The sequence below is a fragment of the Haloarcula sp. KBTZ06 genome (genome assembly GCF_048595605.1).
Taxonomy (GTDB): domain Archaea; phylum Halobacteriota; class Halobacteria; order Halobacteriales; family Haloarculaceae; genus Haloarcula; species Haloarcula hispanica.
The window spans coordinates 795589-820020 of record NZ_CP184337.1; the positions used below are offsets into that span (position 1 = coordinate 795589).

The window sequence follows — 24432 nt, forward strand, 5'->3', positions numbered from 1 at the left end:
GTTGAAATGGTTTGTGTCAGCGCTCGTTCTCTCGCGACTCCGGATCGCTTTGGGGAATTTCGTCGGTCGCCGGCACGTACGAGCGGCCCGAAGCGGACCACCCGCCCCAGATCCACTCCCGGATGGTGAGCTGGCGCTTGGACCCCTGATCTCGCGCTGTTTCGAGCCGCCGTTCGGTCGTATGGAAGTAGTTGACGACGGTCACGAGCACGACGCCGCCGACGGAGTTGCCGAGAAGTACCGGCAGGACGAACTGCCAGAGGCCGACAGACAGCGCCAGCTCGCCGATAAACACGAGATAGAACATCTCCGTCGCGGAGACGACGACGTGATAGAGGTTTCCGAAGGGAATCGCCAGGAAGGCGATGTAAATCAACACGAGCCGGGAGATGCTGTCCCGTAGCGAGTAGTCGACCCAGACGACGCCGGCGACGATGAGGCCGGCGAACACCGCCTTCGAGAACAGCGTTAGCTGAGAGGTCGCGATAGCTTTCTGGGCGAAGCCGGCGGCGGCCGCCGCCGCGTCGGCGGAGAGAACGTCGGTCGTCGCCAGCGCGAGCGCGCCGAGCATCCCGCCGAAGAGGTTCGAAATCAGGACGACGACCCAGATACGGAGCAGCGACGGGATGCTCGCCAGCCGTTCGAGGACGAGCGCGACCGGTGGGAGTGTGTTCTCCGTGTAGAGCTGATAATCCCCGAGAATGATGAAGACAAACCCGAGTGGATACAGGAGCGCGCTCAATATCGGGTCGCCGCCGGTCTTCGCGTACAATGACGCGTACAGCATGAACGTCACTGTGATAGCGAACCCGCCCGCGACGCCGGCGAAGAACATCTCGCGAGTCCCGACTGTCACCTCCTCGTCGGCCGCGACGATGATGCGCTGGAAGATCTCGTCCGCGGAGAACCGGTCACGGATGACACTCCCACCCGCTGGGGCACCGCTCCGAGAGACGTCCACAGCGTCGCGGACAGCTTCCTCCCTGTCGTTGTCGTTTGCCATCGGGAGCGGGTTCTAAAGCCTCGACAAAACCTCTTTCGTTGCCGGCTACCGGTTGCGCTGCGGTCCCGCTCAGTCGTGCCGGAACCACCGATAGACTCGTGCCACTCGTCTACCGAGGCTCAGACACGCTCTCGCTACCGCTCAGTCGTGTCTGAACGACCGCTGCCCGGTGAACACCATCGCCATGTCGTGTTCGTCCGCGGCCTCGATGACGCTCTCGTCGTTCTTCGAGCCGCCGGGCTGGATAACCGCCTCGATGCCGGCGTCGGCGGCCTCTTCAATGCCGTCCGGGAACGGGAAGAAGGCGTCCGAGGCCATCACCGCGCCCTCGGCGTCCTTCCCCTCGGCGTGCTCGTCGGCCTTCATCGCGGCCAGCCGGACGGCGTCGACCCGGGACACTTGCCCCATGCCGATGCCGACCGTTTCCGTCCCGTCAGCGAAGAGAATGCCGTTGGACTTGACGTGTTTGAGCGTGTGCCAGGCGAACAGCATCGACTCGATCTGCTCGTCGGTCGGCTCGCGCTCGGTGACGACTTCAAGATCGTCGACTGAGAGGTGCTGGGTGTCCCGCTCCTGAACGAGTCGGCCCCCAACGAGGGGCTTTTCGGTCAGGCTGTCGGTGACCTCGAAGTTCTCGGACCGACCGGACTCGCCCGTCCGGCCGTCCCCGGGGCTCACATCCAGCACGCGGAGATTCTCCTTCTCGAACAGTACATCGAGCGCGGCGTCGGTGTAGCCGGGCGCGACGACGACCTCCTTGAAGGAGTCGATGATCTGCTCGGCGGTGGCGGCGTCGCACTCGCGGTTCAGCGCGACAATACCTCCAAAAGCACTCATCGGGTCCGTCGACAGTGCCTTCTCGTAGGCGTCGGCCACGGAGTCGGCAGTCGCACAGCCGGCCGGGTTGGTGTGTTTGATGACCGCCGCGGCGGGCTCCTCGAACTCCTTGATGAGGTTCAGCGCGCCGTCGGCGTCGTTGTAGTTGTTGTACGACAGCGCCTTCGCACCCTCGTTGAGCTGGTCGGCGTGGACGACGCTGGCCTCCGAGACGGTCGTGTCAGTGTACAGCGCGGCGTTCTGATGGGGGTTCTCTCCATAGCGCAGACTCGATTCGAGGTCATCCGAGACGATGCGGCGGGCAGGGAAGTCTCCGCCCTCGTCGCCCTCTACTGAGACCGTGCCTGCATCCCAGTCGATGGTGACGCGGTCCTCGGCGAACCACTCGATGACGCGCGGGTAGGCAGTGAACTCACCCTCGTAGAGCACGCGCTCCTTGAGGCTGTCCTCGTCGTCACCTTCGAAGACGGGGATGGGTTCCTGCGTGACGATGGGGCCGCCGTCGACGCTTTCATCAAGGACGTGGACGGTACAGCCCGTCACCTTCACGCCGGCGTCGAGGACCTGCTCGTGAGCGTTCGCCCCGGTGAAGTTCGGCAGCAGGCTTGGGTGGACGTTCAGCGCGGTCGGTGTCTCGTCGAGGAACGTCTCGCTGAGGACGCGCATATACCCGTCCAGCGTGATGAGGTCGAAGTCGTACTCCGAGAGGGCGTCGAGGACGCGCTCCTCGTGGGACTCGCGCGACTCGTCCGCGTCGTGCTCGACGACCTCGGTCGGGATGCCGCGCTCGGCGGCTGCTTCGAGCACCGGCGCGTCGGCGTCATTGGTCAGAACGACGGCGAACTCCGCCCCGCCCGGGGCGCGGTCCGCGATGTTCATGAGATTTCGGCCGCGGTTACTGGCCATACCGGCGAGTTTCATGTGGGACTGACCGACCGGACCGTGCAAAGTTGTTGCGAAACCCCCGGCCGGCCTGTGGCGTGCGACCGAGCCACATTAGCTATGTCTGTATTCTCGGCGTGTACCGGTTCGGTGCGCATTTGTAGCCCGCCGCCAACTCGCCCGTATGGCGAAGCTACGGTGTCAGCGCGCGGGTGCGGTCGCCGCCGTCGGTGGTGTCGTCTGGGTTGGCTGGGCCGTGGTGCTGTCCGCGACCGGTCAGACCGAAATGAGTACCTCCATCCTCGCCGGAACCGCCCTCTCCGCACTCGGTGTCGTAGCCGGTCACTATGCCATTGAGGATTTCTACGGCGCACGGATGAAGCGGCCAGGGACCATCGGTGCGTGGGCCGGCGGCCTCGGCGGCCTCGTTTTCGCCGTCGGACAACTGGTCCGCCTCCTCTCCGGTGGTGGCGAGGCGGTCATCGCGGTCGGCGTACTCGTGCTGGTCAGCGGGTCGTTACTGGTCACCGTCGGTCTCGTCAGGACGCGCATCCAGCCGCCGTGGCTGGGCGTGTTGCTTGGCCTCGGGACTATCGCGTTCCTTGGGTTCGAAGTCCAGCCAGCGGCGGCAACCGTCTACGGCCTCGCGTGGGTCGCACTTGGGCAGGACCTCTATCGCTTTGACCCACCGGATGGCCGCTTTGGCGATGCCGACGGCGACTACGGCTGGCTGAGTTGAGGATTGGCCGGCTAGCGGGACCATCTCTTCGCTCTCTGTCGAAGGTATTTCGATGTGGACGAAAATATGGCTACTTGATATGTGTCATCGGCTTCGGCAGCAGCGGCAGTTATTTGAAATTATTCTGGACTTAGATTGACGCAGCCGAGTAACCACAATATCAGGGGTGCGGACCTCCTCGCTCGCGAAGATATTGTAGCTCAAAAACCATAATATTCATTAGTAAGATATCCTATGTTAATAGTGTAATGCAAGCAGTACTACTAGAAGAGTTTCAGGAGCCGCTAACAGTACAAGAAGTCGAACGCCCCGAACCGGAGCCGGACGGTGCCGTCGCCGAGGTCATCGGCTGTGGTATCTGTCGGTCCGACTGGCACTGCTGGCAGGGGGACTGGGACTGGTTCGGGTACCGGCCTGACCCGCCACACGTCCTCGGTCACGAGCCGACAGGCCGGATTGTCTCTGTCGGCGAAGACGTCGAAAACATTGAGGAGGGACAGGAGGTCGCCATTCCGTTCAACTTCGCCTGCGGGAACTGCGACCTCTGTCGAAACGGGCGGGAAAACATCTGCGAGAACCACATCGGTCTCGGGTTCATGAACCAGGCCCCCGGCGCGTTCGCCGAGGAGGTCCACATTCCCAACGCCGACCTCAACGCCGTTCCGCTCCCGGACGGTATCGACGCCGAGTCGGCCGCCGGGATGGGCTGTCGGTTCATGACCTCGTTCCACGCGATGGCCCACCGCGCACCGGTCAGTGCCGGCGACGACGTTGTTATCCACGGCTGCGGTGGCATCGGGCTCTCGGCGGTTCACATCGCGAACGCCCTCGGCGGCAACGTCATCGGAGTCGACCTGATGGACGAGAAACTGGAGCGCGCGGAAGACCTCGGCGCTGTCGCCACCGTCAACGCACAGGCGGTCGACGACCCCGCAAAGGAGGTCAGGGACATCACTGACGGCGGGGCCGACGTATCCGCAGACGCCCTCGGTATCGCAACGACCTGCCAGAACGCGGTGAACTCGCTCCGCAAAGGCGGCACGCACGTCCAGATCGGACTGACCACCAGCGAGGAGGCGGGGATGGTGTCGCTCCCGACCGACGAGTTCGTCGCCAAAGAAATCGATTTCAAGGGCTCACTCGGGCTCCAGCCATCGCGGTACAGCGAAATGCTGGACATGGTGGAATCGAGCAAACTCGACCCGACGGCGCTGGTCGAGGACACGGTCGACATCCACCAGGTACCCGACGAACTGGCCGCGATGAGCGACTACAACACGGTCGGTATCCCGGTCTGCAACGAGTTCAGCAACTAACGACGCGGCCTCCTCTTTCACCCGAACCCCCGCACCCCACCTTTCTCGCCGTCACACCACGCCTCGCTGCCGCACCGCGTCGCGGTTGCGGGAGAACGACACGCTTTTTCGCGCCTCCCGCGCACACTCGGGTATGACCGAGAGAGGGCCACTGGCCGCCGTTTCGCCGCTCGACGGCCGATACGCCCGCTACACCGAACCGCTCGTCCCGTACGCCAGCGAGCGGGCGCTGATGCGCGCCCGCGTGGAAGTCGAAGTCGAGTATCTCATCGCGCTTGCCGACCTCGACGCCACGCCGCTGTCAATCGACGACGGCCAGCGCGCGACGCTCCGGGCGCTGTACGAAGGGTTCGACGACGAGGACGCGAGCGTCGTCAAACAGCTCGAAACCGAGGGCTACGGCGAGTACGCGGCGACCAACCACGACGTGAAGGCCATCGAGTACTTCATCCGGCTGGGGATGCCCGACGACCTCGACGCCGCCAACTGGATTCACTTCGGCCTGACCAGCGAGGACGTGAACAACCTCGCCCAGCGGCTGCTCGTCAAGCCCGCCGCCGAGGAGGTGCTGGTGCCCGAACTCCGCGAGATTCGGGATACGCTGGTGGAGATGGCCCACACCTACGCTGACGTGCCGATGCTGGCCCGCACACACGGCCAGCCTGCGACGCCGACGACGTTCGGCAAGGAGATGGCCGTCTACGCCTCGCGGCTGGGCCAGGCCATCGGTCGGGTCGAGCGGGCCGCCGACACCCTCTCCGGAAAGCTCGCCGGCGCGTCGGGAACCTACGCGGCCCACGTCGCCGCCTACCCCGACGTGGACTGGCCAACGTTCGCCGATTCCTTCGTCGGCGACCTCGGCCTGGAGCACGAACCGCTGACGACGCAGGTCAACCCCTGTGACGACCTCGCGGTCCTGTTCGATGCGCTCCGGGGCGCGAACAACATCCTGCTGGACCTCGACCTCGACGTGTGGCTGTACGTCTCGGACCGCTATCTCGGCCAGGAAGCCGTCGAGGGCGAAACGGGGTCCTCGACGATGCCCCACAAGGTCAACCCAATCGACTTCGAGAACAGCGAGGGGAATCTCTCGAAGGCCAATTCCGACCTCCACTTCCTCGGCGACTACGTCACGAACTCCCGGCTCCAGCGGGACCTCTCGGACTCGACGGTCAAGCGCAACATCGGGGCCGCCTTCGCCCACTGTCTCATCGGCTACAGCAAGTGCCAGAACGGGCTGGCGAAGGTCGTCCCCAACGAGCAGGTGATGCGCGACGACCTCGCCGCGACGCCGGAGATCATCGGCGAAGCCGTTCAGACGATCCTCCGGCGCGAAGGGTACGCCGACGCCTACGAGCAGGTCAAAAAGGCCACTCGGGGCCGCGAGGTCACCATCGAGGACTTCCACGATATGTTTGCCGACCTCGACGTGAGCGACGAGGTCCGGGCCGAACTGGAGGCGCTGACGCCGACCGATTACACGGGGATCGCGGCGCAGCAGGCCGACGACATCTGAGCGCCGCTGTCTCGTCGGTGCTGTTTTCGGGTCGACGTACCACCGCGGGGAACGCAACTATCACGAGTGTGGCCGCCTTCGTCAGGGGTAGATGGTCCTCGGCACTGACACCCGGGTCCTGACGCTCGCGTTCGCTCGGATGGCGGACGCGCTGGGCAACTCGTTTCTCATCATCGTGCTCCCCCTGTACATCGCCAGCGGACAGGTGTCGCTCGCCGGTATCGCCGGCCAGCAGATACTCGGGTTCACGCTTCAGACGGAGACGCTGATCGGACTGGTGCTCTCCCTGTTCGGCCTGTTGAACAGTTTCGGCCAGCCTTTCACCGGGCGGCTCTCGGACCGGACCGGTAAGCGCCGGATTTTCGTCCTCACCGGGCTGGTGCTGTTCGCTATCGGCAGCGCGGCCTACCCGTTCCTCTCCTCGTACTGGACGGTCCTCGCCGCGCGGGCATTTCAGGGACTCGGTGCGGCGTTCACGATTCCGGCGACGGTGGCGCTGGTAAACGACTACGCGGCGAGTGACGCCGAGCGCGGCGGGAACTTCGGCGTGTTCAACACTTTCCGGCTCATCGGCTTCGGGTTCGGGCCGATAATCGCCGGCGTCGTCATCACCGGCGGACTCGCCGCGAACGACGTGGTGACCTACCGATTCGCCGGCACCGCGATATCCGGCTTCACCGCCGCCTTCGCCATCGCCGTGCTGGGCGCTGTCGTGAGCTTCGTCCTCGTGTGGGCCCTGATTCAGGATCCACCGGTCGATGCCGAAGCGGGCAAAGACCTCTCGATAGCGATTCTGGACCGAGAGGGGGAGGGGCTCGATTCAGTGTTCGTCCTCGGTATCGGCACCTTCCTAATGGCGGCCACTATCGCCCTGTTTGCCACGCTCGAAGGGCCAATTCGGATGCGGCTGGACGAGTCGACCCTGTTCTTCAGCGTCCAGTTTGCCGCCGTCGTCATCGCGAACGTCGTCTTTCAGGTACCCATCGGCCGAGCGAGCGACCGGTTTGGTCGACGGCCGTTCATCGTCGCCGGGTTCGTCATCCTTGTTCCGTCGGTGTTCGCACAGGGTGTCGTGACAGGCCCGTGGAGCATGCTTCTGGCGCGGTTCGTCCAGGGCATCGCCGTTGCGCTGGTGTTTGCCCCGTCGCTCGCTCTTGCCGGTGATCTGGCCGGCGCGAGAGGGTCCGGGACGACGCTGTCTGTCCTGACAATGGCGTTCGGTCTCGGCGTCGCTATCGGGCCGCTGGCGTCGGGCCTGCTGTACAACTTCGGGTCGTTCAGCACGCCCTTCACTGCCGGTGCCGCGCTCGCGTTTGTCGGTCTCGTTCTGACGTACACACAGGTCGAGGAGACGCTGGCCCTCGGGCAGGAACCCGACCAGCCGACACCCCAGGACTGAGCCGGTGACGCAGCCACCCGCTTGGTCGGCCGCCAGCCCCGGTGACGACTGACCGGAATGATTAGGATGTACGATTCCGTATAGTGTGGTATGTTCACAGACCGCTCGGATGCGGCGCAACAGCTCGTGGCCGCGCTGCGCCGGCGGGATGTCGTCGGCGATATCGTCGTCACGCTCGCACCGAACGGCGTCCCCGTCGGCAACGTGGTCGCTGACGCGACCGGGCTCCCGATGGATGTCATCGTCATACAACGTATACGCGCTCCAAACCACCCTGAGCTGACTATCGGAGCCGTCGCGCCGGGGGGCTTCTCGTGGATCAACAGCCCGATGATGCGGTTTCTGGACGTGAACTGGGAGTACGTTCAGGAGGCGAAGACGCACGCGAGCGACACCGTCGAGTCGCGAGCGGTCGACTACGGCGAGACATGGGGGCCGCTTGACGTGGCTGGCAAGCGGGTTCTGCTGGTCGACGACGGGATTCCGACGGGTGCGGCGATGCGCGTCGCGACACAGCGCCTGCGGAAAGCGGGTGCCGACGAGGTTATCGCCGCCGCCCCCGTCGCGCCGCCGGACGTGCTCGACGAGGTACAGCGGTGGGCCGACGATGTCGTCGTCCCGCTGAAACCGGCGGCGTTTCAGGCGACTTCGGACTACTACGAGGAGTTCGACAGCGTGACAGACGAAGACGCAACCACGGCGCTCTCCGACCTCGTCCAGCGGCGGTCGGCGTAGGTCGTGACTTTCCGACTCAGACCAGCCGTTCGACCGTCTCCCGCACGGCTCGCGCGGCCGTCCGAACCTCCGAGAGACGGACGTACTCGCGTTTCGAGTGGGCGACAGCACCCATCTCATCGCTCAGGTCGCCGGGACCGAACACCACGGTCGGCCCGTTGCTCGCGAAATACGAAGCTTCCGTCGCGGCCCCGAACTGCCGGACCCCGCCGCCACTTGCTTCCTGCAGCGTGCGGACCAGTTCTGCGTCGGTGTCGGTCGCGAACGCCTCGGGGAACGGCGTATCCGGGCGGATGAGGTCCACGGTGAGGTCCATCGACTCCGGGAGCCACTGTTCGAGGTGGGCCTGCAGGTCGGCACAGAACGATTCGCTCGTCTCCGGCGGGACGCTCCGCCGGTCGAACGTGATGATACACTCTGCCGGGACCTGATTGGTCGCCTCGCCGCCCTCCACCATCGACGGGGTGAGAATGGGGTAACCGAGCGTTTCGTGTTCGCCCGGCCCTTTCTTTTCCTCGTAACTCTCCATCGCCTGCAGTATCGGCGCGGCGGCTCGAATCGCGTTGTGGCCGCTGCCGGGGTCGGCGGCGTGGGCACTCTCGCCGTGGATGGTGACCGTCCCCTCGAACTGGCCGCGGGCGGCCGTACAGACGTCCAGGCCGGTCGGCTCGCCGACGATGTAGCCGTCGGCGTCGATGGTGTCCGCGAGGTGTGCGCCGCCGGTCTGTGTCGTCTCCTCGTCGGTGGAAATCGCCAGCGTGACGCGGCCGTCGTCGGGCGTCACGGTGAGGAACGCATCGAGGAGTGCCGCGAGCGGCCCTTTCGCATCGCAGGCTCCGCGGCCACAGACGATGTCGCCGTCCCCGTCACCGCCAGAGCCATCAATACTCTCGTCTGGCCCCGGCGGCTCCGTCCGCCGCTCGTAGGGCAAATGCGGCGGCACGGTGTCGATGTGCGTGTTGAGCAGGATATGGGTCCCGTCGGTATCGCCACGGGACGCGACGACGTTACCGAGGTCGTCTATCTCCGGGTACTCGCCGGCGTCTTCGAGCGTGTCGACCAGTAACGAGCGCATGTCGTCGACGCGCTCGTGTGACGGCGTCTCGACGGCCTGCCGGTGGAACGAGGGGATGTCGAACGCCATTACCGCTCCATGCGGGTCACGTCCGCCAGCGTCTCGCGCTCGCGGACGACTCGCGTCTCGCCGCCCTCGAAGGCGATCTCCGCCGGCCGCGGCTGGGAGTGGAATTGGTTGGCCAGCTCGTAGCCGTACGCGCCGGCGTTGCCGATGGCGAGCAGGTCAGTCCGCTCGGGTCGAGCGAGCGGTCGGTCAGTGCAGAACACGTCGGCGCTCGTACAGCAGGGACCGCCGACCGACACCGGTTCGGCCTCCCGCTCCGGCGCGGTGACGTTCCGGATCGGGTGGTAGGAGCCGAACATTGCCGGTCGGATGAGTGTTGCCAGCGAGGCGTCGACGCCGACGACAGTTGCCGCCGGCGTCTCCTTGACCGTGTTGACCTCAGTGAGGATGCACTCGGCGTCGGCGACAACGTACCGGCCGGGTTCGAGTTTGACCTGCGCGTCGAGTTCCCCGACCGCCTCGCGGACCTTCTCGCCGACAGTATCCATGTCCAGCGGCTCGATAGTCTCCCTGTAGGGAACGCCGAAGCCGCCGCCGAAGTCGACGAAGTCCAGTTCCGCGCCGTCGGCGATGACTTCTCGGCCTATGTCGGCGACCTTCCCGATGGCCCGACAGTGGTCGTCGAGGTCGTCGTGAAGGACGCCGCTGCCGGCGTGGGCGTGCAGGCCGACGAGGTCGAACCGCTCGCGCACATCGGCCGCGACCTCGGGCACCTCGTCGTAGGGAATGCCGAACTTGGCGTCTTTCCCCGTCGCGACCTTCTCGTGGTGGCCCGTCCCGATACCGGGATTGATGCGGATGGCGACCCGGCCGTCGTAGCCCCGCTCTTCGAGGCGGTCGAAGGTGTCCCGCGCGCCCCCCGTAATCGTCAGCCCGGGGTGCTCTGCCGCCAGTTCGACGGCACGGTCGAGGTCGCGGTCCGGCGGATTGACGGCCGTGTACTGGAGCGTGTTCGGGTCTGCGCCGGCGTCGATAGCCCGCTGGAGTTCCCCCCAGGCCGCACACTCGATGTCCGCGCCCGTCTCAAGCAGTTTCGACAGAACGGCCTGTCCGGTGTGGGCCTTCGCGGCGTACATGACATGGGCGTCGGGGAACGCCGCGGCGAATCGCTCGTAGTTCTCGGCGACGCGGTCGAGATCAACGACGTACAGCGGCGTGCCGTGCTCGGCAGCCACCGCCTCCAGACGCTCGTGGTCCCAGTCCGCGAGGCGGCGGACCGGCGGCGAGTCGTGGCTCATTGGGGAAACCACGGTGTCGGCGGCTAACAAGGGTTCCGTTTCGATACACACAGCGCCCCAACTGGCCATCTCTCTATCGGGCGACGGTCGGATGCGGACGGTGCTGCGCAACAATCGTCTGTCGGCGCGTGAGGACACACCGGTATGTGAGCCGTGCCTGCCGATTCGAGCCAGCAGTACTGTTCCCGGTTACTCTGTGCGTTCTGCCGACCGTTCTCGAACGTGTACGACACCGTCGTTTGTCACATCAATGCGGAGTGGTACCTGCACCGTGTCCTGCTGAATCGCACCATCGACGGCGTCATCGACGAGTTGCAACAGATTTGAGGAGCCGTAATTGACCTCGACACCGGCCTCATCACAGGCGGCGTACACCGTTTGCGGAACATCGTAGATGTCGGTCCCGACTGCAATGTCGACACGAACCGGTGCAGTCAGGGTGTTCGCGAAGGCGACTGTCTGGCGTGCCTTCTCGACGTTCTCTCTCGCATTCCGCTCTATGCTCGAAATATTCGCGCGTGACGTGCCGAGCAACTCCCCGATATCGCTCTGACGGACATCGTTTTCGCGGAGCGCAAGTACCTCCGCTTGCCGGCGCGTTAGCACGCTCTCGTCCGCATCAAAGCCGACAGCAGCGAGCAGTTCGTCCGGGTCGATTCGTTCATCCATAGCCACAGGTCGGTAGCTGGACTGAAAACAACGTTGTTGCCAGCCGCGAGCGGCCATCCCTGGCCGTACTAAGTAAGGTGGACTGACCCTGAGCGACAGCACAGACTGCTGACTGCCGAGTTCACTGTTCGGTAACGGACACAGCGCCTGGCGACTGCCAGCGGGTCACGTCGCCGCTTGGGTGGCGTGCCATGACAATCGATTCGGCGTCGTGTGACCGGGCGAACCGCTTTACGACGGCAACTTCGGCGAAGTCATCCGGAGCGTCGATATACACACGTCTGGTCAGCCCATCTGTATGCAGTGACACCCATCCGGCCAGCGCCAGTTCGGTTTTGGGGTCTCGTGTCCCCGCAGCAGCGTCGGGCACCACTGCCCGGAACAGCCGCTCGTGCATCCCTGACGGGACGACGTATTTCGTCCCGTCGGGGGCGATGGACACGTTGGCGGCTTCAATCTGTCCGGGAGGGACTTGCGGGAACGGGACGCTCACGTCAATCGAGTGAAATATTCACCGTCTTCGTCTGCGTGTAATGTTCGATCGTTTCCTCGCCGATCTCTCGACCGATTCCCGACTGCTTGTATCCGCCGAACGGCTGGCCTGCCGGGAAGTCGTTGTAGGTGTTGACCCAGATGTTCCCCGCTTCGATGTCTTTTGCACACTGGTGCGCCTTCGAGAGGTCTTCTGTGAGGACTCCTGCTGCGAGACCGTAGTCGACATCGTTAGCCAGTTCCATCATCTCATCGTACTCGCTCCAGCTGAACACTTCCTGAACCGGGCCGAAGATTTCTTCCTGGACCGGTTTGCTGTCGTGGTCAATCTCGTCAATAAGTGTCGGCGCGACGAAGCAGCCATCCGAAAGGGCTTCGTCGTCCGGCTGACTCCCTCCGGTGACGAAAGCGGCTCCTTCCTGTTCTGCCTCCTCTATGTAGCCCAGCGTCCGCTCGACCTGCTCTGCGGTCACTTTCGGGCCGAGGTCTGTCGCCTCCAGCAGTGGGTCATCTACAGTTAGGTCCTCGGCTGCAGCCGCAAGCTCATTCAGGAACTCGTCTTTGATGTCTTCATGGACGAACAACCGTGACCCGGCACAGCAACACTCACCGGTGTTAAAGAAGATTGCCGTAATCGTCGTCTGGACAGCCTGTTCCAGGTCTGCATCGGGGAACACAATGAGCGGACTCTTTCCGCCCAGTTCCAGCGTCACGTCAGTGATGGTTTCGGCGGCGCTTTGCATCACTTTACTCCCGATTTCTGTCGATCCAGTGAACGCTAGCTTCCGGATGTCAGGGTGTTTCGAGAGCGGCTCCCCTGCCTCCGGACCGAACCCGGTGACGACGTTAACGACGCCGTCGGGAATCACATCTTCCGTAATTTCCATCAGTTTGAGAATACTCAGCGGCGTCTCCTCGGCAGGCTTCAGTACGACGGTGTTACCGGCCGACAGCGCCGGGGCGAGCTTCCAGGCCGCCATCAGCAACGGGAAGTTCCACGGGATTATCTGTCCAACAACCCCATACGGCTCCCGGAGCGTCTGGACGTGCCGGCTGTCGTCAGTTTCAATGGTCCGTCCCTCGCCCGACCGAGCGAGACCTGCGAAATACCGGAAGTGGTCGATAACGAGGTCAATATCGATCCGAGCCTCGCTAATCGGTTTCCCGTTATCTAAACTTTCGAGCTTCGCGAACTCCTCGCTGCGCTCCGCAATGGCATCTGCGATACTATCCAGCATTGCCTGGCGTGCGCCTGTAGACATATCGCTATACGTCTCGTCGTAGGCGTCCCATGCGGCCGCAACTGCACTGTCAATATCCTCCGCAGTGCCGGCTTGCACTTCCGCAAGCGGTTCACCGGTTGTCGGGTCTATCGTTTCGAATGTCTTCCCGGCGCTACTCTGGACCCATTCCCCACCGATGTACAGTTCCCGCCGATCCGGCAGCACCTCGTTTGCCGCCTGTTCGTGACGCTTCTTTATCGCTGACTTCCGCTCGGTTGCGCTCTGCTGCTTGCTGTCACTAGACATATCTACGGCAAATATTTCATGCTATCAATACTTAAAGTTTCAGGGTAGTGTAGCCAGTAGCGATTACAAAAACTCAGGATTCGGCCAAAAAGAAACCACTATAGGTTTCACATCACCTAATACAGTCCTAATACACGCTCGACATTTCGCCTGTGAGATCGCTGGAGAGCGTCGTCAGGAACCGCTGCCGTCTTATAACTAAAATCACATACCGATACAGAAACGCTCGTTTCGGTCCAGTCCCAGAGGCCGATGTCCACGTTGCGAGGGCCGCTACTCCGCGCACACCCACTCTCTCTGCGTGCGTCTTCTGGCTCCATTGTTTTCAGTGTCTCCTCTCCATCGGCGACGACAACACCGCGGCGCGGACAGACCGCTCGGTCTGGACGAGTGCGGCCCGGCTCACACCGTTCGGGTGGCGTTCTCGCTGCCTGATAATGTTATCACACATTTATCATGTTCCCAATACAATCAAATCGCATGTCTTCCAGACACGCCAGCGGCGGCCTCCGGGTCGCTACGCTCGCGCTCGTGTCGCTCGTTTTGCTATCGACTGTGGCCGGTACCGTTGCCGCGCAGTCGTATCAGGGAGCAAGCGGAACCATAATCATCGGACCTGACGAGACGTACGACAGCGTTGAGGGGGTCGCCGGGACGGTCATCGTTCGCGGGACGGTGACCGGAGACGTCGAAACCGCGGCAGGGACCGTCCACGTCACCGAGGCCGGTGAGGTGGGTGGGAACATCGAGGCTGCGGCGGGGACTGTCCGTATCGACGGCACTGTCGGCGGCAACGTCAGCGTCGCCGGCGGGACAGTCGAGATCGGCGAGACAGCCCAGATTGGCGGACACCTCGAAGCAGGTGCTGGCTTCCTCGCGATTCATGGGACGGTCGACGGGACCGTCCGTGCTGGTGCAGAGGAGTTCGTCCTCGGGCCGACGGCGTCGGTCGGCGGCGACGTCCGCTACGACGCAGCCACGTTCACCCGCGATCCCGAGGCCACCATCGGCGGGAGTGTCGTTCAGGACGAGAGCATCGGCGACAGCGCCGGGCCGGACTCCGGCGAGTTCGCGCTTCCGTCATGGATCGGTGTCGTCTACGGCCTGCTCGTAAACCTCCTGCTGGGTGCGATCCTACTGGCCGCCTTCCCGTCGTTTTCAGCGCGCGTCGCCGGACACGTCGCGGAGCGCCCGGCGAAGTCCGGGGGCGTCGGCCTGCTGACACTCGTCGCCGTGCCCGTCGTCCTCGTCGTTCTCCTGTTCACCATCGTCGGCATCCCGCTCTCGCTGGTCGGTGCCGTCGTTTTCGGCGTCGCGGTGTGGGTCGCCGTCGTCTACGGCCAGTTCGCCGCTGGGTCGTGGGCGCTCTCGCTCGCTGACCGGGAGAACCGCTGGCTCGCGTTGACCGTCGGCCTCATCGGGTTTGCAATTCTCGGTGCGATACCGGTTGTCGGGTGGGCGTTCGAACTGCTTGCGCTTTTACTCGGCCTCGGCGCACTGGCACTCACCCTCAGAGAGTCCTACCAGCGCCGTGGGAACGTCGCAGACGGGCGGCAAACGACGCTTGACGAGGTCGACAGCGATACCACCGCGGCCTGAAGTCCGAGCGACATGCCGCCGTTGGTTCCCCTCCAGTCACTCAGCTTCGATACTCAACAGCTCTTGACCGTGGCGTAGACTGTCTGAACTATCAGTCCGTCCACCAGATGCGCTCGCCGGACGAGGTGATGCCGAGAGCGCTCTCCACGGTCGAAACTCCATTGCTCGCGGGTCACTTCGCTCACCGTTCGCTTTACCGAGGGCCGCGCTTCGCGCGCCCTCGCTACTCCCGAAGCGCGTCTTCTCTCTCCGTCGCTTCCAGCGTCTCCTCCTCGACATCGGTCGCCACCACAGCGGGCTTGTACGCCCCGCCGGGAATCAGGTCGTTCTCGCCGACTGAAGAGTCGACGAAGCGCTGGAAGGCGCGCCGTTCCGGCGGCAGTTCGCCGTACAGTACCTCGTCCTTGACGAGATCGTAGACGGGAATCCGCGGCGTCAGGAGCGTGTTCTCACCGACAATCGAGCCTTCGCCAACGACGAAGCCGCTGGTGACGCGACAGCCAGCGCCCAGCGATACCTCGTCCTCAACGATGACTGGGGCGTTCTCGACCGGTTCGAGGACGCCGCCGATGAGCGTGTTCGCGCCGAGCTTGACGTTCTCGCCGATCTGGGCGCAGGAGCCGACGGTGTCACAGGAGTCGACGAGCGTCCCGTCGCCGACGTACGCCCCGATGTTGACGAACGAGGGCGACATCATGATGCAGTCCTCACCGAGGTACGCGCCACGGCGGATGGTCGTGCCGTCCGGCGTGTTGCGGGTCCCGCGCTCGCCGAGGTCCTCAGTCTCCCGGAGTGGGAGCACGTCGTGGTAGTCGACGCCGCCGTACTCCCGGGCGACGGTCTCGCGCAGGCCGAAGTTCAGCAGAATGCCCTGCTTGACCCACGCGTTCGCCTCCCACTCGCCGCCAGACTTCTCCGCGGCGCGGACCTCGCCGGCTTCCAGCGCCGTGAGGAATTCATCGAGTACAGCGAGGTGGTCGTCGGTCGTGTCGGCCGCCGAGAGGCCGTCCTGTTTCCGTTGCCAGAGGTCGCCGATATCGGCTTTGAGGCTCATACTTCCCGGTTGCGACGCCGGGGGCTTACCTATCGGGGTTTCGGGATGGGTGTGCTACCATGCCGCATTTTCCGCCTGTCGTTCTCTCAGTCGGACCCGCGGCCGGGGATGTACCCACATTCCCGGCACATACTGATGCGCGGTGCCGTCGCCTCGAATTCGCTGGAACATCGCGGGCAATCGGTCGCTGGTAGTTGTACGCGCTGGTTCGTAGCCATAGACGATACGCGGCAACTCCGACATATAAGGCTGACCGTGGTATTGAGAGAGGTATTCGAGTGTGTATTATCACATATTCATATTTTCCGAATACCGGGTGTCAATATGGTCGCCGCTCACCGATCCGTCGATAGTAACAATTGAAACGATTTACACACTGATCGCACTACAGTCGTCCGATCAGGTGTGCATTGATTTTCAACGGCTACTATAGAACCGCAATCAATTACGGCGAGTAGACCGCTGAAAACCGTCCCGTGTTTCCCTCCCGTTCTCGCTCAGGCGTCTACAACGTCGCCGAACTCGTACCAGCCGGCGTCGCGGCCGACGAGCCACGTCGCCGCGTCCAGTGCGCCGGCGGCGAACACACCGCGGTCCTCGGCCCGGTGGGAGAGCGAGAGGACTTCGTCGTTGCCGGCCAGTACGAGTTCGTGCTCCCCGCGAATGTCACCGGCTCGCCTGGCGAACACGCCGATTTCGTCGTCGTCGCGCGGTGCGTGCCCTTCCCGGCCGTACACCGGCTCTACGTCGCGCTCCTCTTGGATCACGTCGAGGATGCTGTTGGCCGTCCCCGACGGCGCGTCGACCTTGCGGTTGTGGTGGGTCTCCATGAGTTCGAGGTCGTAGTCGTCGAGCGTCCCGACGGCCTCGCTGACGAGGCGCTGGAGGACCTGAATTCCCTGCGAGAAGTTGGTCGCCTTCAGCAGCGGAACCTCCTCACTGGCGTCTCGCAGACTGGCCATCCCGTCCTCGTCGAAGCCGGTGGTTCCGACGACCATCGAGACGCCCGCTTCGACGCAGGCTTCGGCGACGGTCAGCGCACCCTCTGGGACAGCGAAGTCGACGACAACGTCCACGTCGTACTCCCGGAGTGCCTCGGCGGCATCGGCGGGGTCGACGACAGGGACGCCGTCGACCGCGTTGGTATCGCTGGTCGCAAAGCCGACCACGACCTCGCTGTCGGTGGCGGCCTCGATGACAGCGCCACCCATCTGGCCGGTGACGCCGTTGACCGCCACCCGCGTCATCGCTCGGCCTCCGCGTACTCGTCTTCGAGGTCTTCGGTTTCGAGCGTCGCGAGCACGTCACGCAGGTGGTCGAGGTGTTCGTCGGACAGGCGGGTTAGCGGCGAGCGGAGGTACGCCGGGCCGTAGCCTCTGATCCGCATTGCCTCCTTGACCGGGATGGGGTTCGTCTCGACGAACAGTGCGCGGAACAGCGGGCCGAGTTCGTGGTGAATCGCTCTCGCTCGCTCGAAGTCGCCGGACAGCGCCGCACCGACCATCGCGCAGGTGCGCTCCGGTTCGATGTTGGCCGAGACGGAGATACAGCCGGTCCCGCCGACCGACAGCATCGGTAGCGTCATCCCGTCGTCGCCGGACAGCACCGCGAAGTCCTCGTCCCGCGTGCGTTCGATGATCTCTGAAATCTGTCCCATGTCGCCGCTCGCAGCCTTATAGGCCCGGATGTTCGGGTGTGCGGCGAGTTCGACCGCCGTATCCGGGTCGATGTTCTGGCCCGTCCGCGAGGGGACGTTGTAGACGATCTGTGGCAGGTCGACGGCGTCAGCCAGCGTCGTGTAGTGGTCGAGGAACCCCTGCTGTTCGGGCTTGTTGTAGTACGGCGAGATGAGCAACAGCGCGTCAGCGCCGGCCTCGGCGGAGCGCCGGGACAGCTCCAGCGCTTCCTTGGTGTTGTTCGACCCCGAGCCGGCGATGACCGGCACGTCGTCGACGGCGTCGATGACCGCCTCGACGACCTCGATGTGTTCGTCGTGCGAGAGCGTCGCCGATTCACCGGTCGAGCCGACCGGAACGAGGCCGTCGACGCCGGCGGATTCGAGCCGCTGGGCGTCCTCTTGGAGTGTTTCGAAGTCGATACTGCCGTCCTGGTGGAACGGCGTGCACATAGCCGGGAACACGCCGCGGAAGTCGATAGCTGTCATTGCTGAGTGTGTGGTGTCGCTGTGGGTTCGGTTGTCCGGTCGGAAACGGTGCGATAGCCGGCCGATACCGCCGGCTGTTGTGTGTCAAACGTCCTGACCCGAGACGGAGTCGCCACGTCCGCCACGAGTCGCTAAAACGTCGGCTTGCGTTTCGCACGGACGACGCCCTCACCGGGGAGCCACGAGGCGGTTCCGGACTGACGGCGTCGTCGCATGGTCGAGTAACCAAGCGTGACCGACTTAGCTTTTGTGTTCTCGCTGTCGCCTTTCACAGTGCATTCGAAGCCTTATCGAGTCGTCGCATGGAGACGGCGGGACCCCCCATCGTGTGGCAGTACGCCAGCGTTTCCCTCGGCTTGTCTGGGAGACGCTGCTGGAGCAGGCCCGACTGCATTTTGGTATTTGCGTCCTGTCTGAAACAAGCGGTCAGAGGTGTACACATTACATTCTGACAATAACACATAAGTATCGGTCACAAAACACATACTGCAAGGTACATAATATCGGCAGGTATGCGTCGAAGACACTATCTTTTAGCCACCTCCAGCGTCTTCGGATTCGCCGGCTGTTCGAGTACCAGCAGTGATCCGACCGAGACAGCTGCAAAAACGGAAACCGAGAACACTGAGCAACAAACAGCTGGAAATACCGAAGAGATGACAGAGCGTCAACTCAGTGGTCACATTCGGCCAGCTGAGAGTCCTGAGTCCCCGGTAAAAGAACTCTCGTGTGAGAAGGGCAACTTCACTCGCCACCCGCCAATGTATGACGAAGGCTCCGTTCCGTGGGGAGATACCGGGTATGTATCACTACGGATTGATGGGACAGCGTTTGAATACGGTGACACAGCCCAAATTACGCTGACAAACACGTCTGATAGCACCCTCTCTCTGGGTCTTAAGTATCTGTACCAGATCGAACTGCTCACTGAAGATGGCTGGCAAGATGTCCGTGGACAGACCGGGGACGATGAGTTTCAATACGTGGATATGGGTACCGAGGCAGCGCCTGGGCAGGTATTTGAATGGTCGCTCCGTCTGACCGAAGAGGGGGTTGTTCCTGACGAGAAGGATTTTACTGTGTGTCCTGAACTCGTCTCCGGTCGGTATCGGTTCGTCTACTGGACAGTTACTCCGGTAGCAGTTGCGTTCGACCTCCAGAAGTAGGCTGTTTTGCGCTTGTCCGAGTGAAACACAGTGCTCACTAAGTTGACTGCACTCCTCGGTAGTAAGACCGTCTTATTGACATATTCTATCCACGGCTAGAGCTGCTGAAGCGACAACAACTGGTTAGTTGGGGCATAATTACGCCGTTCTTTCACGTTTGTATCCCGAAAGCATATTCGGGCCGATAGCCAATACCTGATATGACAGTTTCCCAGCCGGGACAGCGCGTGGCCGTACTGGCCGACGCGCAAAACCTCTATCACACTGCCCGGAGTCTTTACTCGCGGAACATCGACTACGAGGCACTACTGGAAGAGGCCGTTGACGGCCGCGAACTGACCCGCGCAATCGCCTACGTCATCCGCGCGGATTCGCCCGAAGAGGAGTCGTTTTTCGAAGCGCTCGTCGACATCGGCTTCGAGACGCGCATCAAGGACATCAAGACGTTCCAGGACGGATCGAAGAAGGCCGACTGGGATGTCGGGATGAGTCTCGACGCGGTCTCGCTAGCGAATCACGTCGATACGGTCGTGCTCTGTACCGGCGACGGGGACTTCGCTCGTGTGTGTCGGTATCTCCGCCACGAAGGCTGTCGCGTCGAAGCGATGGGCTTCGAAGAGTCGTCCTCCGAAGACCTCAAAGCGGCCGTTGATGGGTTCATCGATATGAGCGACGATTCCGACCGGTTCCTGCTATAGCCGACCCAGTGTGTGGGCGGTCGCTCCGGCGCTGTCTCCACCACTGGCCCAACCGTAACCGGAATAGCTTCCTGTGGCTCGACAGGCTCAAAGCTACTTGTGCTTGGGTTTCGAAGGAAAAGGCTCTCGGCGGTTAGACCGGGCGACCGTCTTCTGACGTTCCAACGAGGAGGGCTCCGGCGGCCAGCCCAAGTGCAGCCAGCGCTCCGGCAGCGGCCGGGATGCCGATGTCGATTGCCCCTGTACCAAGGATGAGCACGGTGCTGATCGCCAGCAGCGCAGCGCCCAGAATCACTTTTCGCGTGTCTGTAGCCATGTCACCCGTCACTTGGAAGTCATCCGGTATAAATTTCCCCAAAATCGACGGAGGAAAGTATGGTACTAGGAAGCAATGCCCACATCTTTCCTGAGAGACGCCACCGCTCCGGCCCGGCAGAACGGAAATTCCGGCCCACCTGCATAACTGAAGCAGCAAACACATCCCCGTGTAGTTCCCCCGACCAGTTGGGTCACAGAGACGGCGTGTTGCCACATGCTGAGGATAGTCGGTACACCCTCGCGCTCGTCACGGAACAGGCGCGAGATGGAGACCCACTGCAGTTCCAGGCGTCGTGGTCGGATCGCTGACCGCGGATCGGATACAGAGGCACACGCCCCGTGTACTCGGGCCGGGGCGATTGACGGAGCGAACCAATGGCATTCCGGTTCGGGACTCCGTCACCCATAGGGCCGGACCGGTGATTCGGAACGGATTGGGGGAGTGGCATTCACCATCGCCACACGATTTCGGTCGGCCGTGGTTCGGGCAGCCACGGTCGGGCAAACATTTCCTTTCGGACTGCGTCGAACAGTGGCACGGACAGAACCGAAAGGCGGTTTATCACCCGGCATCGAACACGGGCAATGAGCGACGACGAGTTCCGCGGGCTCCGGCGCGCGGCCGACTACCAGTTCGGCGGTGGCGGCGGGACAGCGCTGTTCGCCGGCGCTGACGCCCTCGACGTAACACACACCAGCTCCGGCCGTCCGCGGCAGGTCCATGCCACGGATGGCCGGATCGCTACGTACGGCGACGACGGGCGCTTTCGGCTCGGACTCGCCGGCGGGAGCAGACTCCTCAATGCCTTCGACGGGCCGCGACACCGCGTGGTCGTCGGCGACGAGAGCGAGCCCTTCATCCGTGAGGGCCGCAACGCCTTCGCGAAGTTCGTCCAGTCCGCCGACAGCGCTCTCCGTCCGGGCGACGAAGCCCTCGTCGTCCACGAGGACGGCTATCTACTCGCCGTCGGTCGCGCGGAACTGCCCGGCAGCGGCATGGACGACTTCGAGACGGGCATGGCCGTGAAGGTCCGGCAGGGCGCAGAGGACTGACGGGTTTTGTGGCGATCGCCGGGGCGTGCCGCCCTCGTGGGTTGGCACTATCCAGGATGGTCGACAAGGATTAGTATGACAGAAAGCATTTGCTGCTCCCTTCGAGACGAGCGATATGCGCCGCCGCACGCTCCTCGCCGCGCTTGCGCTCTCCCCAGTTGCCGGCTGCAGTGCGCCCGGTGACGACACGTCGACGGACGATTCGACATCATCGACAGCCACAACGACGCCACAGGAACAGCCGACAACGGCAGTGACCAGTACACGGCAGGACACGCCGACGCCGACAGTAACGCCCGCTCCGGACGACCCGATCCTGTTTGTCGTCGACAACGACACGGACAGCGAGCAGACTGTCACACTCACTATCACGAGAAACGAAACGGCGGTACTGGACGAGACGGCGACGCTGGCTGCCGGCGAGTCGGTCGAGTATGACCCGATGATCGGTGCGACCGGCGAATACACGATCACTGTCCAGGTGGAGGGTGGCCCCAGCCGGACCATCGACCGGCCTATCGGCCGGTTCGCGGTCAGAAACGGCTCGAACCACTTCGTCGACATCACCGCCGAGGAGATACGGATATACTGGGAGGAGTAGTCACAGCACCAGTCCGGACTGCAGCAGCCACACGAGAACCGTCACCGTCACCGCGCTGACGACGGTCGTCAGGAACACGGTCGCGCTGACGAATTCGCCTGGCGAGCGGTCGCCAGTCTGATGGCTGAACGCGCCGACGAGGATGATGGTCGTCACGCCGGTCGGCGTCGCCAACAGGAGCACGACCACCCGCGCGACTGTCTGGTTCTGGAACCCGACCGCGAGCACCGCGGCGAACGCGAGCACTGGCGCCAGCAGGAGTTTCAACGCGCTGGCGATCCCGACCGACCGGAAATCGCTGTTCCCGTCGACGTTCGATAGCTGGATGCCGAGAATGAGCAACATCACCGGAATCGAGGCGTTGCCAAGCAGTTCGAGTGTCTGCATCACTGTCGAGTCTGTGGGCGGCACTGCGCCGACCCATCGGAGTGCAAGCGCGACGACGACAGCGTAGACGAGCGGCACGCCGAACACACGGCGCATATCCGCGAGCGGGCTGTCGCCGCTACCCCGGGCGGCGATGTAGATGCCGACGGTGTAGAGTAGCACGCCCTGCAGCGCGGTCACGAGGACGGCCGTGCTGCGCCCGGTCGCGCCGAAGGCGAAATCCGCCAGCGGGATGCCGTAGTTCCCGGTGTTGGGGAAGATAGCGACGAGGACGAACGCGCCGAGCAGCGGTTCCGAATGCCCCGTGAGGCGGCCGACGCCCTCCGCGATGAGAAGCATCGCCGCGGTGAACAGCACGACAGCGAGGACGACGCTCAGAATCGTATCGCCGGCCAGCGAGGACGTTGTCAGGCTGTGGACCACCAGCGCGGGCGCGAGGACGTACACCGTGATGGTGTTGAGCGCGTCCGGGTCCGTACCTTTCACCCGGCCGAGCGCGAAGCCGGCCGCAGCGACGGCGACGACCGGGAGGATGGCCGTGGCGAAGATGGACAGCAGTGACACGGCGGAGATGGACGGGCGAGCCTTAGAATCGTTACGAAGCCGTGGGAGCGTGCCGGTTTCGCCCGGTCGACCGGCCTGCCCCGCGACGGACTCCAGTCCGAGCCCGGGTCGCTACGCTTTTCTGCCCTGCCCCGCCAGTCACACGTATGTTTGGCGGAGGCGGCGGGATGAACCCGCGCAAGATGAAGCAGATGATGGAACAGATGGGCATCGACATGGAGGACATCGATGCGCAGGAAGTAATTATCCGCACCCCGGACGAGGAGCTCGTCTTCGACGACGCGGAGGTCCAGCTCATGGAAGCGCAGGGCCAGAAGACGTATCAGGTCGTCGGCGAACCCGAGAGCCGCGAACTCGGCTCCGGCGAGGGCTCGGCCGCGGCGGCTGCGGACGACGCAGACGAGAGCGGCAGCGACTCCGGCGTCGACGAGGACGACGTCGAACTCGTCGCGATGCGGGCGGGCGTCGACGAAGACACTGCGCGAGAAGCGCTGGAAGCCAACGACGGCGACCTCGCCGACGCGGTCGACGAACTGGAGTAACGTGGCGTATCTCTTCGTCCACGAAGACCGCGAGTACCTGCTGGACCCCGGCGAGCGCTTCGAGTCCGACCTCGGTATTCTGGAGGTCCCCGAGGACGTGGAACCGGGCGATGTCGTCGAGACGCATCTAGGCACCGGTTTCACCGTCCGCCGACTGCGCGGCCCGGACCTGTTCACCCACCTCGAACGCACCGGCGCGCCGATGATGCCCCGCGACGTGGGGCTGGTCGTCGGCAAGACCGGCGTGGCAGCGGCGGACCGCGTCCTCGACGCCGGCACCGGGACCGGCATCCTCAGCGCGTACATGGGCCGCATTGGCGCTGACGTGGTCACCTATGAGCAGGACCCGGAGTTCGCCGAGGTGGCGCGACAGAACATGGAGATCGCTGGCGTCGCGGACACCGTCGAGGTTCGGACCGGCGACATCACCGACGACCTCGACGACCTCTCGGGCTTTGACGTGTTGACGCTCGACACCGAGGACGCCCCGACTGTGGTCGAGCGAACGCCGACGCTGCTGGACCGTGGCGGATCGCTGGCGGTGTACTCCCCGTTCGTGGAAAACACGCGCGAGGTCGTGGCGACGGCCACCGAGGTCGGTCTTGACGGCGTCGAGACGCTCGACACCATCCAGCGGGAGATGGACTTCGACGACCGCGGCTCCCGCCCATCGACCGGTGGCGTCGGGCATACCGGCTACCTGACATTCGCGCGGCGGCCCTGACGGCTTCTGTCAGGCTACCCAAACCCCTGTCGTTGGGGTCGACTTTAAACATGTAGTAGCACGTAC

24 protein-coding genes are annotated in these 24432 nt (G+C 63.7%); 12 read left to right on the plus strand and 12 right to left on the minus strand.

The window, feature by feature from the left end:
- Positions 1–16: 16 nt before the first annotated feature.
- Positions 17–1003, minus strand: a complete 987-nt coding sequence (locus ACNO8S_RS04235; protein WP_014039856.1) for a formate/nitrite transporter family protein — start codon at positions 1001–1003, stop codon at positions 17–19.
- Positions 1004–1144: 141 nt separating this feature from the next.
- Positions 1145–2761 (minus strand): bifunctional phosphoribosylaminoimidazolecarboxamide formyltransferase/IMP cyclohydrolase, encoded by a 1617-nt coding sequence (gene purH, locus ACNO8S_RS04240; protein ID WP_420182530.1) that lies wholly within the window; start codon positions 2759–2761, stop codon positions 1145–1147.
- 145 nt (positions 2762–2906) lie between these two features.
- On the opposite strand from purH, the gene ACNO8S_RS04245 reads away from it, so the two are divergent.
- The 5 genes from ACNO8S_RS04245 to ACNO8S_RS04265 all read left to right on the plus strand — a co-directional run bounded on the left by ACNO8S_RS04245 (position 2907) and on the right by ACNO8S_RS04265 (position 8427).
- Positions 2907–3461 carry a hypothetical protein gene (locus tag ACNO8S_RS04245; RefSeq protein ID WP_004963012.1) on the plus strand — a complete coding sequence of 185 codons (555 nt, stop codon included), beginning with the start codon at positions 2907–2909 and terminating at the stop codon, positions 3459–3461.
- 248 nt (positions 3462–3709) lie between these two features.
- A complete protein-coding gene (locus tag ACNO8S_RS04250; protein WP_014039859.1) occupies positions 3710–4777 on the plus strand; it encodes a zinc-dependent alcohol dehydrogenase family protein in 1068 nt (355 codons plus the stop codon).
- Positions 4778–4910: 133 nt separating this feature from the next.
- Positions 4911–6293: an adenylosuccinate lyase gene (purB, locus tag ACNO8S_RS04255; RefSeq protein WP_151103089.1), complete on the plus strand. Its 1383-nt coding sequence runs from the start codon at positions 4911–4913 to the stop codon at positions 6291–6293.
- Between the two features lie 91 nt (positions 6294–6384).
- Entirely contained in the window at positions 6385–7692 is a 1308-nt protein-coding gene (locus ACNO8S_RS04260; RefSeq protein ID WP_014039861.1) for an MFS transporter, read from the plus strand.
- 90 nt (positions 7693–7782) lie between these two features.
- On the plus strand, positions 7783–8427 hold the full coding sequence (locus ACNO8S_RS04265; RefSeq protein WP_064288386.1) for a phosphoribosyltransferase: 645 nt from the start codon (positions 7783–7785) through the stop codon (positions 8425–8427).
- A gap of 16 nt (positions 8428–8443) precedes the next feature.
- On the opposite strand, the gene ACNO8S_RS04270 is transcribed toward ACNO8S_RS04265, so the two are convergent.
- The 5 genes from ACNO8S_RS04270 to ACNO8S_RS04290 all read right to left on the minus strand — a co-directional run bounded on the left by ACNO8S_RS04270 (position 8444) and on the right by ACNO8S_RS04290 (position 13496).
- A complete protein-coding gene (locus ACNO8S_RS04270; RefSeq protein WP_420182531.1) occupies positions 8444–9571 on the minus strand; it encodes a M20 family metallopeptidase in 1128 nt (375 codons plus the stop codon).
- The gene (gene lysA, locus ACNO8S_RS04275; protein ID WP_420182532.1) at positions 9571–10806 is read right to left on the minus strand and encodes a diaminopimelate decarboxylase; all 1236 of its coding nucleotides are present in this window, start codon (positions 10804–10806) and stop codon (positions 9571–9573) included. Before lysA ends, ACNO8S_RS04270 begins: the two co-directional genes overlap by 1 nt.
- Before the next feature lie 189 nt (positions 10807–10995).
- Entirely contained in the window at positions 10996–11475 is a 480-nt protein-coding gene (locus tag ACNO8S_RS04280) for a Tfx family DNA-binding protein (protein WP_050006886.1), read from the minus strand.
- A 121-nt stretch (positions 11476–11596) separates the two neighbouring features.
- Positions 11597–11968: a hypothetical protein gene (locus ACNO8S_RS04285; protein ID WP_420182533.1), complete on the minus strand. Its 372-nt coding sequence runs from the start codon at positions 11966–11968 to the stop codon at positions 11597–11599.
- 1 nt (position 11969) lies between these two features.
- A complete protein-coding gene (locus ACNO8S_RS04290; RefSeq protein ID WP_014039867.1) occupies positions 11970–13496 on the minus strand; it encodes an aldehyde dehydrogenase family protein in 1527 nt (508 codons plus the stop codon).
- A gap of 480 nt (positions 13497–13976) precedes the next feature.
- Here ACNO8S_RS04290 and ACNO8S_RS04295 point away from each other — a divergent pair, with 480 nt between their 5' ends.
- Entirely contained in the window at positions 13977–15095 is a 1119-nt protein-coding gene (locus tag ACNO8S_RS04295; RefSeq protein ID WP_420182534.1) for a bactofilin family protein, read from the plus strand.
- Between the two features lie 223 nt (positions 15096–15318).
- Here ACNO8S_RS04295 and ACNO8S_RS04300 read toward each other — a convergent pair whose 3' ends face one another.
- The 3 genes from ACNO8S_RS04300 to dapA all read right to left on the minus strand — a co-directional run bounded on the left by ACNO8S_RS04300 (position 15319) and on the right by dapA (position 18313).
- Positions 15319–16149 carry a 2,3,4,5-tetrahydropyridine-2,6-dicarboxylate N-succinyltransferase gene (locus ACNO8S_RS04300; protein WP_420182535.1) on the minus strand — a complete coding sequence of 277 codons (831 nt, stop codon included), beginning with the start codon at positions 16147–16149 and terminating at the stop codon, positions 15319–15321.
- A 497-nt stretch (positions 16150–16646) separates the two neighbouring features.
- Positions 16647–17396 (minus strand): 4-hydroxy-tetrahydrodipicolinate reductase, encoded by a 750-nt coding sequence (gene dapB, locus ACNO8S_RS04305; RefSeq protein ID WP_420182536.1) that lies wholly within the window; start codon positions 17394–17396, stop codon positions 16647–16649.
- On the minus strand, positions 17393–18313 hold the full coding sequence (gene dapA, locus ACNO8S_RS04310) for a 4-hydroxy-tetrahydrodipicolinate synthase (RefSeq protein WP_420182537.1): 921 nt from the start codon (positions 18311–18313) through the stop codon (positions 17393–17395). The genes dapB and dapA overlap by 4 nt, the downstream gene beginning before the upstream one ends.
- Before the next feature lie 512 nt (positions 18314–18825).
- On the opposite strand from dapA, the gene ACNO8S_RS04315 reads away from it, so the two are divergent.
- Positions 18826–19479 carry a hypothetical protein gene (locus ACNO8S_RS04315; RefSeq protein WP_151146735.1) on the plus strand — a complete coding sequence of 218 codons (654 nt, stop codon included), beginning with the start codon at positions 18826–18828 and terminating at the stop codon, positions 19477–19479.
- Between the two features lie 200 nt (positions 19480–19679).
- Positions 19680–20177, plus strand: coding sequence for an NYN domain-containing protein (locus ACNO8S_RS04320; protein WP_004516675.1), 498 nt, complete (start codon positions 19680–19682; stop codon positions 20175–20177).
- Positions 20178–20310: 133 nt separating this feature from the next.
- On the opposite strand, the gene ACNO8S_RS04325 is transcribed toward ACNO8S_RS04320, so the two are convergent.
- Entirely contained in the window at positions 20311–20493 is a 183-nt protein-coding gene (locus ACNO8S_RS04325; protein WP_008310160.1) for a hypothetical protein, read from the minus strand.
- Between the two features lie 587 nt (positions 20494–21080).
- Between ACNO8S_RS04325 and ACNO8S_RS04330 the strand changes: the two genes are divergently transcribed.
- Entirely contained in the window at positions 21081–21548 is a 468-nt protein-coding gene (locus ACNO8S_RS04330) for a PUA domain-containing protein (RefSeq protein WP_420182538.1), read from the plus strand.
- 115 nt (positions 21549–21663) lie between these two features.
- Complete coding sequence (locus ACNO8S_RS04335) at positions 21664–22149, plus strand: hypothetical protein (RefSeq protein WP_008310156.1); 486 nt, start codon at positions 21664–21666, stop codon at positions 22147–22149.
- Here ACNO8S_RS04335 and ACNO8S_RS04340 read toward each other — a convergent pair whose 3' ends face one another.
- Entirely contained in the window at positions 22150–23100 is a 951-nt protein-coding gene (locus ACNO8S_RS04340; RefSeq protein ID WP_420182539.1) for an AEC family transporter, read from the minus strand. It lies immediately after the preceding gene.
- Between the two features lie 146 nt (positions 23101–23246).
- Between ACNO8S_RS04340 and ACNO8S_RS04345 the strand changes: the two genes are divergently transcribed.
- Both ACNO8S_RS04345 and ACNO8S_RS04350 read left to right on the plus strand, forming a co-directional pair.
- Entirely contained in the window at positions 23247–23642 is a 396-nt protein-coding gene (locus ACNO8S_RS04345) for a nascent polypeptide-associated complex protein (protein ID WP_008310152.1), read from the plus strand.
- Between the two features lies 1 nt (position 23643).
- Positions 23644–24366 carry a methyltransferase domain-containing protein gene (locus tag ACNO8S_RS04350; RefSeq protein WP_004962944.1) on the plus strand — a complete coding sequence of 241 codons (723 nt, stop codon included), beginning with the start codon at positions 23644–23646 and terminating at the stop codon, positions 24364–24366.
- The last annotated feature ends 66 nt before the right edge of the window (positions 24367–24432 follow it).

Excerpts from the sequence above, each read along its gene's own strand:
- ACNO8S_RS04300 (WP_420182535.1), bottom strand. The coding sequence starts at position 16,149 with ATGAGCCTCAAAGCCGATATCGGCGACCTCTGGCAACGGAAACAGGAC.
- ACNO8S_RS04345 (WP_008310152.1), top strand. The coding sequence starts at position 23,247 with ATGTTTGGCGGAGGCGGCGGGATGAACCCGCGCAAGATGAAGCAGATG.
- ACNO8S_RS04235 (WP_014039856.1), bottom strand. The coding sequence starts at position 1,003 with ATGGCAAACGACAACGACAGGGAGGAAGCTGTCCGCGACGCTGTGGAC.
- ACNO8S_RS04290 (WP_014039867.1), bottom strand. The coding sequence starts at position 13,496 with ATGTCTAGTGACAGCAAGCAGCAGAGCGCAACCGAGCGGAAGTCAGCG.
- dapA (WP_420182537.1), bottom strand. The coding sequence starts at position 18,313 with ATGACAGCTATCGACTTCCGCGGCGTGTTCCCGGCTATGTGCACGCCG.
- ACNO8S_RS04320 (WP_004516675.1), top strand. The coding sequence starts at position 19,680 with ATGACAGTTTCCCAGCCGGGACAGCGCGTGGCCGTACTGGCCGACGCG.
- ACNO8S_RS04330 (WP_420182538.1), top strand. The coding sequence starts at position 21,081 with ATGAGCGACGACGAGTTCCGCGGGCTCCGGCGCGCGGCCGACTACCAG.
- ACNO8S_RS04265 (WP_064288386.1), top strand. The coding sequence starts at position 7,783 with ATGTTCACAGACCGCTCGGATGCGGCGCAACAGCTCGTGGCCGCGCTG.
- ACNO8S_RS04335 (WP_008310156.1), top strand. The coding sequence starts at position 21,664 with ATGCGCCGCCGCACGCTCCTCGCCGCGCTTGCGCTCTCCCCAGTTGCC.
- ACNO8S_RS04270 (WP_420182531.1), bottom strand. The coding sequence starts at position 9,571 with ATGGCGTTCGACATCCCCTCGTTCCACCGGCAGGCCGTCGAGACGCCG.
- ACNO8S_RS04315 (WP_151146735.1), top strand. The coding sequence starts at position 18,826 with ATGCGTCGAAGACACTATCTTTTAGCCACCTCCAGCGTCTTCGGATTC.
- purB (WP_151103089.1), top strand. The coding sequence starts at position 4,911 with ATGACCGAGAGAGGGCCACTGGCCGCCGTTTCGCCGCTCGACGGCCGA.
- ACNO8S_RS04295 (WP_420182534.1), top strand. The coding sequence starts at position 13,977 with ATGTCTTCCAGACACGCCAGCGGCGGCCTCCGGGTCGCTACGCTCGCG.
- ACNO8S_RS04250 (WP_014039859.1), top strand. The coding sequence starts at position 3,710 with ATGCAAGCAGTACTACTAGAAGAGTTTCAGGAGCCGCTAACAGTACAA.
- ACNO8S_RS04260 (WP_014039861.1), top strand. The coding sequence starts at position 6,385 with ATGGTCCTCGGCACTGACACCCGGGTCCTGACGCTCGCGTTCGCTCGG.
- lysA (WP_420182532.1), bottom strand. The coding sequence starts at position 10,806 with ATGAGCCACGACTCGCCGCCGGTCCGCCGCCTCGCGGACTGGGACCAC.
- dapB (WP_420182536.1), bottom strand. The coding sequence starts at position 17,396 with ATGACGCGGGTGGCGGTCAACGGCGTCACCGGCCAGATGGGTGGCGCT.
- ACNO8S_RS04325 (WP_008310160.1), bottom strand. The coding sequence starts at position 20,493 with ATGGCTACAGACACGCGAAAAGTGATTCTGGGCGCTGCGCTGCTGGCG.
- ACNO8S_RS04280 (WP_050006886.1), bottom strand. The coding sequence starts at position 11,475 with ATGGATGAACGAATCGACCCGGACGAACTGCTCGCTGCTGTCGGCTTT.
- ACNO8S_RS04245 (WP_004963012.1), top strand. The coding sequence starts at position 2,907 with ATGGCGAAGCTACGGTGTCAGCGCGCGGGTGCGGTCGCCGCCGTCGGT.
- purH (WP_420182530.1), bottom strand. The coding sequence starts at position 2,761 with ATGAAACTCGCCGGTATGGCCAGTAACCGCGGCCGAAATCTCATGAAC.